Source organism: Flavobacterium sp., assembly GCF_035456225.1.
Taxonomy (GTDB): Bacteria; Bacteroidota; Bacteroidia; order Flavobacteriales; family Flavobacteriaceae; genus Flavobacterium.
Genome location: NZ_DATIDM010000213.1, coordinates 1 through 9118 on the forward strand (window position 1 = coordinate 1; position 9118 = coordinate 9118).

Sequence of the window (9118 nt, forward strand, 5' to 3'; positions counted from 1 at the left end):
AAGCGATAATGTAAGTGGTAACAAAAATAATCAGCAAAGCACCCACTGTTGCCACAATGAAGACATTCATCAGGGTCAGCCGAAGCGAAAAAATTTCTGCGAAAGTATCTTCGTTCAGTATCACCAACCGGTTCTTACTAAAAAGTCTTTTCTTGATTAATTGTCGTTTCAGTCTTTTTGCAGACATACATAGCGGTTTGATTCACAAATATAAAAATATCACTTTGTATTACCCCAAGTTTGAATAATCCTTTTCATAAATTTGGTTAAAGAAAACCTAAATTTCAGCTAGTTTCTTTAAAAACAGTAATCTGGTTGTTTGTCAATTGGTTTTTATGTCTACCTTTGTCACCTAGTTTTGAATTAAAGTATCAAAAACATAATTATTTAAGAATCATGGGAAAATTAGGGGCAACCGAAATAATTTTAATCGTTGTAGTGATTGTTCTGCTTTTTGGAGGTAAAAAAATTCCGGAATTAATGAAAGGGTTAGGAAGCGGAATCAATGAATTCAAAAAAGCATCCAAAGGAGAAGATCAGGCTCCGACAGCTAAAAAAGAAGACGAAGAAAACAAATAATAGTTTTTTCTATATCAAATAAAAATCCCAAATACCATTACGGCATTTGGGATTCTTTTTTTTACAATATCATCGTCAGTTGAATTCGTTTTCGGTCCTCATCCACTTCGGTTACTTTCACCTGGACGTGCTGGTGCAGTTTCACCACTTCATTTACATCGGAAACGAAACCTTCCTTGAGTTGGGAAATGTGTACCAAGCCACTTTCCTTGATGCCCACATCCACGAAACAGCCAAAATTGGTAATGTTGTTCACAATGCCCGGCAAGACCATTCCGGTGCGTAAGTCTTTTATTGTTTTTACGTTCGGGTCGAATTCAAAAACCTTCGCCGCTTTTCTCGGGTCCAGCCCCGGTTTTTCCAATTCCTTCAGAATATCTTTCAATCCCAAAATCCCGATATCATCTGTGATATAATTTTCTGGTTTGATTGATGCGATTTTTTCTTTGTTCGCAATCAGTTCGCCTACTTTTATACCCAAATCTTTAGCCATTTTTTCCACAATGCCATAGGCTTCCGGGTGCACTGCCGAATTGTCCAACGGGTTTTTTCCTTCTTTGATTCGGATAAAAGCCGCCGCCTGCTGAAACGCTTTTTCACCCAAACGAGGTACTTTTTTCAGTTGCTTTCGGTCTTCGAACGGACCATTTTCACTTCGGAAAGCAACAATGTTCTCGGCCATTTTTTCCCCGATGCCCGAAACGTAACTCAACAACGATTTACTGGCCGTGTTAATATTGATTCCAACCGAGTTCACACAACGGATTACGGTACTGTCTAATTCTTCTTTCAGTTTGGACTGATCCACATCATGCTGGTACTGACCAACGCCGATGGATTTCGGGTCGATTTTCACCAGTTCGGCCAATGGATCCGACAAACGTCTTCCGATGGAAACCGCACCACGAACGGTTACATCATAACTCGGGAATTCCTCTCTTGCGATTTTCGATGCCGAATACACCGACGCTCCTGCTTCGGAAACCACAAAAACCTGAACCGGTTTATCAAAGGCGATTTTCTTGATGAAGAATTCTGTTTCGCGGGAGGCAGTTCCGTTTCCGATAGAGATGGCTTCAACGTTATAAGCATTCACCATCGAACGGATTTTCTTCATCGCCATGGCCGTTTCGTTTTGAGGCGCATGCGGGAAAATGGTTTCGTTGTACAATAAATCGCCTTTCTCATCCAGGCAAACCACTTTACAACCGGTTCGAAATCCCGGATCGATAGCCAGAATTCGCTTTTCGCCCAGTGGCGATGCTAACAGGAGCTGACTCAAATTCGCCGCAAAAACCTGAATGGAATTCACATCCGCTTTGGCTTTGGCTTCCTGTAGTGTTTCATTTGAAATCGCCGGTTCCAGCAAACGCTTGTAACTGTCCTTAATTGCCAGTTTGAGTTGTGCCGTAGTTTGCTCCGCCAGTTCGTCGTTCCTCCTCGGGTCATTATTATTTTTGATGATGTTATCCTCGATAAAACCAAGCGCTTCTTCTTTTTCCACTTCCACGGAAAGCTTGATGAAACCTTCATTTTCGGCACGAAGCATCGCTAACAAGCGGTGTGCGGGCGCTTTTGAAACCGCTTCGCTCCAATCGAAATACTGTTCGAATTTCTTGGCGCCTTCCTCCTCTTTTTTGGCTTTTACCACTTTTGTACTGATAGTGGCTTTGCGTTGAAACATGCGACGAAGGTTTTTACGGATGAAAATGTTTTCGTTGATCCACTCGGCAATGATATCACGGGCACCTTGTAACGCTTCGTCTTCATTGGCCACTTTATCATTCAGGTATTTCGAGGCAATGTATTCGATATCATCCGAATTTTGTGCCATGATGATTTTTGCCAAAGGTTCCAATCCGTTTTCACGCGCGGCATCGGCTTTGGTTTTCTTTTTCTTTTTATAAGGCAGATAGAAATCTTCCAACTCCTGCAAGTCGAAGCTGTTTTCGATTTTTTGTTTCAATTCCGGTGAAAGCGCATTTTGTTCTTCTATCGATTTTAAAATGCTTTCCTTGCGCTTTACGATTTCGGAAAATTGTTTGCTGTACTTGGCAATCGCTTCAATCTGAACCTCATCGAGATTTCCGGTTTTGTCTTTTCGGTAGCGTGCGATAAACGGAATGGTGCAATCTTCGGCCAATAATTGAAGCGTAGCCTCTATGTTTTTGGAAGCCGTCGGAACAAACTTCAGGATGTATTCTGTTAATGTCATTTTCTTTTGAAATAAGAATGCTAAAATAACATCTTTTGGAATTAATTTTAGCATTCCCTCTTCTTTATCTTTTCTTGTACAGATAATCCGAATCTTTTACCGCTCGCCGATATTACAACTCTGTTTCAAGGCTTTTTCTCTGATTTTTCTTAACTTTATAAGTATCTGATTTACAGCAATAAACAATACAAAACCTACTAACTATAAAAACCTAATATTAAGTAAAGACTTTAAGATATGAAAACCTCTACTCTTAAAATTTTTCCATTATTGGCACTAATAGGATTACTGCTTTCTTTTGAAGCCTTTGGTTCGTTTGAAATTCCGGTCGGCTGGTACAAAACCGGGACGAAATCGGAAAGTTATGACATGGGAATCGATAAAGGATCCGGGATGGACGGAAAAAATGCGGCCACCATCAAATCCATAGACAAAACAATCGACGGCTACGGAACACTGATGCAAAGTTTTAAACCGGATAAATTCATGGGACAGAGAGTCCGCCTATCGGGTTATATTAAAACTACCGAAGTCGATGGAAGAGCCGGTTTCTGGTTTAAAGTAGAACAGGCCAATTCGCAAAACTTCATCTCGTTTGACAATATGCGTGGACGTGCCGTGGGCGGTACCAGCGACTGGACAAAATATGACCTTGTTTTGGATGTTCCTTCACACGCTTCAAAAATATCGTATGGCGCCTATTTGAGAGGAACCGGACAGATGTGGTTTGACAATTTGTCTTTTCAAGTCGTTGATCCTTCAACACCAATAACAGGTAAAAAACCGCAAAAACTGCAAGTGATTAACGAACCTGCCAATCTCGATTTCGAAAATTAAATACTATATTCTCGTACACTTGCACAAAGAACTATTCTAATAAATACAAATCTCAAAAAATTTTTACCGCAAGGAGACTTGGCCAATTTGTTCATTTATTGAATTGGCCATAGTATCTTTGCGTTAAAGTCGTATTGAATGCCTACTCTTTTCATTTATTTATCAGCAATTAACGGATTCGTTTTTCTGTTGTACGGAATTGACAAATGGTTAGCGATAAACCAGAAATCCAGAGTTCCCGAAAGATTCCTGTTACTCTTTGCCTTAATTGGTGGCAGTATTGGTGCCTTGCTCGGGATGCTGCTTTTCCGACATAAAATCTCGAAGTTTTCTTTTTTATGGAAATTTTTCGGAATCCTTATCCTTCAGGTTGTATCCGTTTACTACTTTCTCATGGTCAGATAAGAATCACTGGTCACCTCCATGCGTGTGGTAATTCCGCTTGATGAAATTCAGTGCTGCTTCCACAATATCAACCATCGAGGTCGCATTTTTGAAACTTTTGTCAAAAGTCACTTCATAGGTTTCTTGCTTCAACCGCTCTAAATTAATAGTGGGCGACAATTCACTTGCTTTCATCGCTTGTAATAATTCACTCAAACGTTCCTCGAAACCTGCAATTCTTCTGACCAGAATGGAACGCTCCTCGTTTTGATATTGTTCGATGGAATTTTTCATGAGTTTCTCTTTTACCAGTTGGGTAAAGCGAAAATTCTCCTTGAAAAGGTGCGGTTTGTAAAGTCTGAAATTGCCTTCATAGCATTGCTGATCAAAATCAATCGCCCTGATTTTATAAACAATATGGTCGTAGTCGTAAATGGGAATAACGACAAAATTATACGATCGCATGTCTCCCAAAAGACCAATCATGCAACGTTCATTGAATTTTACAAATTCCTTGGCAATTTGGGCTTTTTCGTTTTCGGTACATTTATCCAGATGATGCTTCAAAAAGACATCACCGGGAATTCCCACAATGTGTTCCTCAATCAGCGTTTCTTTATGAACCAGAAAGTTAATACTGTTTGGTGACATGATGTGTTCCAGTTCCAGTCCGAAGATTCGGGAAGCATCCGCAATTTTCACGTAAAAATGCGTGTAATTGTCGTTGAGGAGATTTCGGATTTTAACCCGAAAAGGCTTGGAATTTCCAAAGGTGCAGAAATCGATATAATCGACCGTCAGATTAATAATATTTCGCTCATCTCCATCGGAATGCAGCAGCGTATATATTTTCTTCAGACTTAAATCGATTTCTTTTTTCTCAAGCTCATTGTAGTAAACTCGCACCCACAAGGTGTCTTCATTGTTGTTATCATATACAACAACACTTCCCTGAAAACGCCGCAGATCATCGTAAAAGACATTCGTTTTCGCCACGCGTCTGTACTTTTCCAGATACGCATAAAGCTGCTCATTTATGGGATAGTATTGTTTTTTTAATAGCGGAGCGTTACTACTCATAACCGTGTTTTATATTCAGTTGTGTTGCGGTTGCTGCGAGTGCAACAACCGCATATTAAATTATTTAATCTGCATTACACAGTCATCCTGCTCAATCATCATATTCTGTTTCAGTATGATTTTCGACACGGTTCCGTTTTTAGGTGCACAGATGGTGGTTTCCATTTTCATGGCTTCAATCACAAACAATGGATGGTCTTTTTCCACTTGTTCATTTTCGTTCACCAATATTTTCACGAGTCGGCCTTGCAACGGCGCTCCGATGTCATCGGCTCCCGAAACTTTGGCATTGGTCTCCTTGGTAGATTTAACCGAATTGTCTTTGATTACGATATTTCGGGTCTGTCCGTTAATCCTGAAATAAACCTCTCTGAAACCTTCTTCATTGGGTTCGCTCATATAACGGAAATTGATCATCATGTTTTTCCCCAAATCGAGATTGATAATCAGCTCTTCATTGGTTTTCAGCGGATAATAAAAATACGGCGTCGGAAGTTTTTCTACCTTGCCGAAATACTTTCTGAATTTGTAAAAATCCTCGAAAACTTTAGGGAACATAATGTAAGACAATAAATCCTCCATCGTGAGTTTATCGTCGAATTTCTGATGAAACAGTTGCAGTTCCAAATCGAAATCAATCGGTTTTATGTGAGCATTAGGTTTTTCAGTGTATGGGATTTCTTTTTTCAGAATTATTTCCTGAAGTTTTTTGGGAAATCCTCCATAGGGCTGACCTAAATCACCCCTGAACAACTGCTTCACCGATTCCGGAAAAGCAAGTGTATCGCCTCTCTCCATCACATCGGCTGCTGTTAAATTATTTGATGTCATAAACAACGCCATGTCGCCCACCACTTTTGAAGATGGAGTCACTTTAACGATATCGCCAAACATCTCGTTCACCACGACATAGTTTTGTTTGATGGTTTCAAATTTGTCCAACAATCCCAACGACTGTGCCTGCGGTAGTAAATTGGAATATTGTCCGCCCGGAATTTCGTGATCGTAAACCTCTGCTGTTCCGGCTTTAAGTTCGCTTTCGAACGGATAGTAATATTCGCGTACCACTTCAAAATAATTGGAATATTCGTTCAACTTTTTAAGGTCAATCGGGTTTTCTCTCTCTGTCCCATGCAAAACGGCTACCAATGAATTGAAATTGGGCTGTGAAGTCAGACCGCTCATGGAAGCTAGGGCAACATCCACTACATCAACGCCGGCTTCAATAGCTTTCACATAGGTTGTGGATTGTACCGATGACGTGTCATGCGTATGCAGGTGAATCGGAATCGAAATGTTTTTTTTCAGTTCCTTGATTAAAATTTCGGCCGCATAGGGTTTCAGCAGTCCTGCCATATCCTTTATTGCCAACATATGCGCTCCGGCTGCTTCGAGTTGTTTAGCCAAATCGATATAATACTGAAGATTGAATTTTTGCCTTTCCGGATTCATGAAATCTCCGGTATAACAAATGCAGGCTTCGGCAATCGAATTGGTCTTTTCACGAACCATTTTTATGCTGTGAGTCATGCCTTCAATCCAGTTCAGCGAATCGAAAATTCGGAAGACGTCAATTCCGTTTTCGGCGCTTTTGATGATGAACTGTTCCAATACGTTATCGGGATAAGCCGCATAACCAACCGCGTTACTTCCCCTGATAAGCATCTGCAGTAAGATATTCGGAACCGATTTGCGAATCAAACGCAAGCGCTCCCACGGATCTTCGTGCAAAAAGCGCATGGTCACGTCAAAAGTGGCACCTCCCCAGACTTCCATCGAAAACAATTGGGGGAAATTTTTGGCAATGCCTTCTGTAACTTTCAGCATGTCGTAATTACGCAAGCGGGTAGCAAACAATGACTGATGGGCATCGCGTAAAGTGGTATCGGTAAAGAATATTTTCTTCTCGTTTTTAATATAATCGATAAAAGCTTCCCTTCCCATTTCGGTAAGCAGATTCTTGGTTCCTTTCGGATAATCCGTATTGGGTACTTCGGGTATGACAGGCGTTCGGAAAACCCTATCGGCATCGAATTCCTTTACATCCGGGTGGCCGTTCACTTTCAGTTCAGCAAGGTATTTGAGCATTTTTGTGCCCCTATCGTTAAAATACTCCGGATCCGGAATCGTAAGCTGAGGGTTGTCCTGAATGAAATTCACCGTAGCTTTTCCATCACGGAACACGGTATCGGACAATACATTCAGCAGGAAAGGCATATTGGTTTTCACGCCGCGGATTCTGAACTCTTCCAATGTCCTTCTCAAACGGTCGGAAGCGCCTTTTAGGGTTCTGCCGCTGGAGGAAACTTTCACCAGCATCGAGTCGAAAAACGGGGAAACCGTTACCCCGGAATAGCAATTTCCTTCATCCAGACGAATCCCGTAACCTCCGGCGTTTCGGTAGGCTATTATGGTTCCGTAGTCCGGTTTGAACTCGTGCTCTATATCTTCGGTGGTAATACGGCATTGAATAGCCCAACCGTTGCACTGAATATCTTCCTGATTGTGAATGAAAATCTGACGGTGCGTAAGTGGATATCCGGCGGCAATAATAATTTGCGAACGCACGATGTCGATACCGGTAATTTCTTCGGTAATGGTATGCTCGACCTGTATTCTTGGATTTACCTCAATGAAATACACATTTTCATCCTTATCCACCAAAAATTCAACGGTTCCGGCATTGTTATAGTTTACGTATTTGGCAATTTTTAAAGCGTAGTCGTACAGTTTTTGCTTTGTCTCGTCTTTAAGGATGGAAGGGGCTATTTCGATTACCTTCTGAAAACGACGCTGCACGGAACAGTCACGTTCGTACAGGTGAACGATATTTCCGAAATTATCGCCCAAAATCTGTACCTCAACATGTTTCGGGTTATCGATGAATTTTTCCAGGAAGACGGTATCATCTCCAAATGCTTTCAGGGCTTCGCTTTTTGCATTATTAAAGGCGGTTTGCATTTCTTCCGCATTACGCACCACACGCATTCCCCTGCCTCCGCCACCTGCAGCGGCTTTCATCATTACAGGATAGCTTATCCTTTCCGCTTCGGACAGTGCATCTTCAATCACGTTCAAATCTTTTTTGGAATCGGTAATCACGGGAACTCCGATTTCCATAGCCACTTTTTTGGCAGCCACTTTATCTCCCAATTGCATCATGGCTTCTTTGCGCGGACCAATAAAAATGATGCCTTCTTCTTCGCATCGCCGCACAAAATCCACATTTTCAGATAGAAACCCATACCCGGGATGGATGGCATCCACCTGATTGGCTTTGGCTACTTTTATGATTTCTTCGATATCCAGATAAGGTTTCAGTGGTTCGGATTCATCCCCTATCTGGAAACTCTGATCGGCTTTAAACCGGTGAAGCGAATACCGGTCTTCGTGTGTGAAAACGGCAACAGTGTCTATTTTCAATTCCGATGCTGCTCTGAAAACGCGTATTGCAATTTCCCCTCGGTTAGCCACTAGTATCTTCTTGATTGTAAAATTTTCAGCCATGATTGTAACGCATTTTTAAGTTGATAGTAGCACTGTTTATTACATGTTTCCATAAATTTAAACACTAACAATGAATAAAACGCATATAGTCTGTGAACTGCATGTTTTTTCCACTTAAAGTAAAAAAAGGATGTTCCGATTATCTATACAACGTATGAATACCGAAATTTATTAGTCCTGAACAATACTATCTTTTGGGTCTTCTTTATGGAATTCGGGCTGAATGCTGATGTGGTTAATTCCGAATTTTTCGTAGAGAACGGTTTCTGTTTTTTGCACCACCAGATTGAATTCGCTCACAGTAATATTCTCCGAGCAATCTAAACGGGCTTCCAGGTGTAATTCTTCTTCATTAAGATGCCAGACGTGGATATGATGCAATTTATTGACACTCGGAATTTTATGCACTTCGCGGACAATTTCTTCCACATTAATGTGCTCCGGCGTAAAAAGCATCAGCATTTTGGTGGATTTTTTTAATAAATCGGCACTGACAATAATTAAGTAAATGGCGAT

Annotated in this window: 7 protein-coding genes and 1 pseudogene; 3 read left to right on the forward strand and 5 right to left on the reverse strand. The window is 41.1% G+C overall.

The window, feature by feature from the left end; all coding sequences use genetic code 11:
* Window positions 1-187: pseudogene (locus tag VLB74_RS12440) on the reverse strand (peptidase); the annotation flags it as partial.
* Between the two features lie 209 nt (window positions 188-396).
* Here VLB74_RS12440 and tatA point away from each other — a divergent pair.
* On the forward strand, window positions 397-579 hold the full coding sequence (tatA, locus tag VLB74_RS12445) for a twin-arginine translocase TatA/TatE family subunit (RefSeq protein WP_325203780.1): 183 nt from the start codon (window positions 397-399) through the stop codon (window positions 577-579).
* Window positions 580-640: 61 nt separating this feature from the next.
* Here tatA and VLB74_RS12450 read toward each other — a convergent pair whose 3' ends face one another.
* Window positions 641-2794, reverse strand: coding sequence for a Tex family protein (locus VLB74_RS12450; RefSeq protein ID WP_325203785.1), 2154 nt, complete (start codon window positions 2792-2794; stop codon window positions 641-643).
* Between the two features lie 237 nt (window positions 2795-3031).
* Here VLB74_RS12450 and VLB74_RS12455 point away from each other — a divergent pair, with 237 nt between their 5' ends.
* Together VLB74_RS12455 and VLB74_RS12460 are read left to right on the forward strand one after the other, a co-directional pair.
* The gene (locus VLB74_RS12455) at window positions 3032-3631 is read left to right on the forward strand and encodes a hypothetical protein (RefSeq protein WP_325203781.1); all 600 of its coding nucleotides are present in this window, start codon (window positions 3032-3034) and stop codon (window positions 3629-3631) included.
* A 138-nt stretch (window positions 3632-3769) separates the two neighbouring features.
* Complete coding sequence (locus VLB74_RS12460; RefSeq protein WP_325203782.1) at window positions 3770-4036, forward strand: DUF1294 domain-containing protein; 267 nt, start codon at window positions 3770-3772, stop codon at window positions 4034-4036.
* 3 nt (window positions 4037-4039) lie between these two features.
* Here VLB74_RS12460 and VLB74_RS12465 read toward each other — a convergent pair whose 3' ends face one another.
* The 3 genes from VLB74_RS12465 to VLB74_RS12475 all read right to left on the reverse strand — a co-directional run.
* Window positions 4040-5095: a hypothetical protein gene (locus tag VLB74_RS12465; protein ID WP_325203783.1), complete on the reverse strand. Its 1056-nt coding sequence runs from the start codon at window positions 5093-5095 to the stop codon at window positions 4040-4042.
* A gap of 60 nt (window positions 5096-5155) precedes the next feature.
* Entirely contained in the window at window positions 5156-8602 is a 3447-nt protein-coding gene (locus tag VLB74_RS12470; RefSeq protein WP_325203784.1) for a pyruvate carboxylase, read from the reverse strand.
* Between the two features lie 171 nt (window positions 8603-8773).
* Window positions 8774-9118: cation transporter dimerization domain-containing protein (locus tag VLB74_RS12475; RefSeq protein ID WP_473964698.1), on the reverse strand; the 345-nt coding region annotated here is incomplete at its 5' end.

Excerpts from the sequence above, each read along its gene's own strand:
- VLB74_RS12465 (WP_325203783.1), bottom strand. The coding sequence starts at position 5,095 with ATGAGTAGTAACGCTCCGCTATTAAAAAAACAATACTATCCCATAAAT.
- VLB74_RS12460 (WP_325203782.1), top strand. The coding sequence starts at position 3,770 with ATGCCTACTCTTTTCATTTATTTATCAGCAATTAACGGATTCGTTTTT.
- VLB74_RS12455 (WP_325203781.1), top strand. The coding sequence starts at position 3,032 with ATGAAAACCTCTACTCTTAAAATTTTTCCATTATTGGCACTAATAGGA.
- tatA (WP_325203780.1), top strand. The coding sequence starts at position 397 with ATGGGAAAATTAGGGGCAACCGAAATAATTTTAATCGTTGTAGTGATT.
- VLB74_RS12450 (WP_325203785.1), bottom strand. The coding sequence starts at position 2,794 with ATGACATTAACAGAATACATCCTGAAGTTTGTTCCGACGGCTTCCAAA.
- VLB74_RS12470 (WP_325203784.1), bottom strand. The coding sequence starts at position 8,602 with ATGGCTGAAAATTTTACAATCAAGAAGATACTAGTGGCTAACCGAGGG.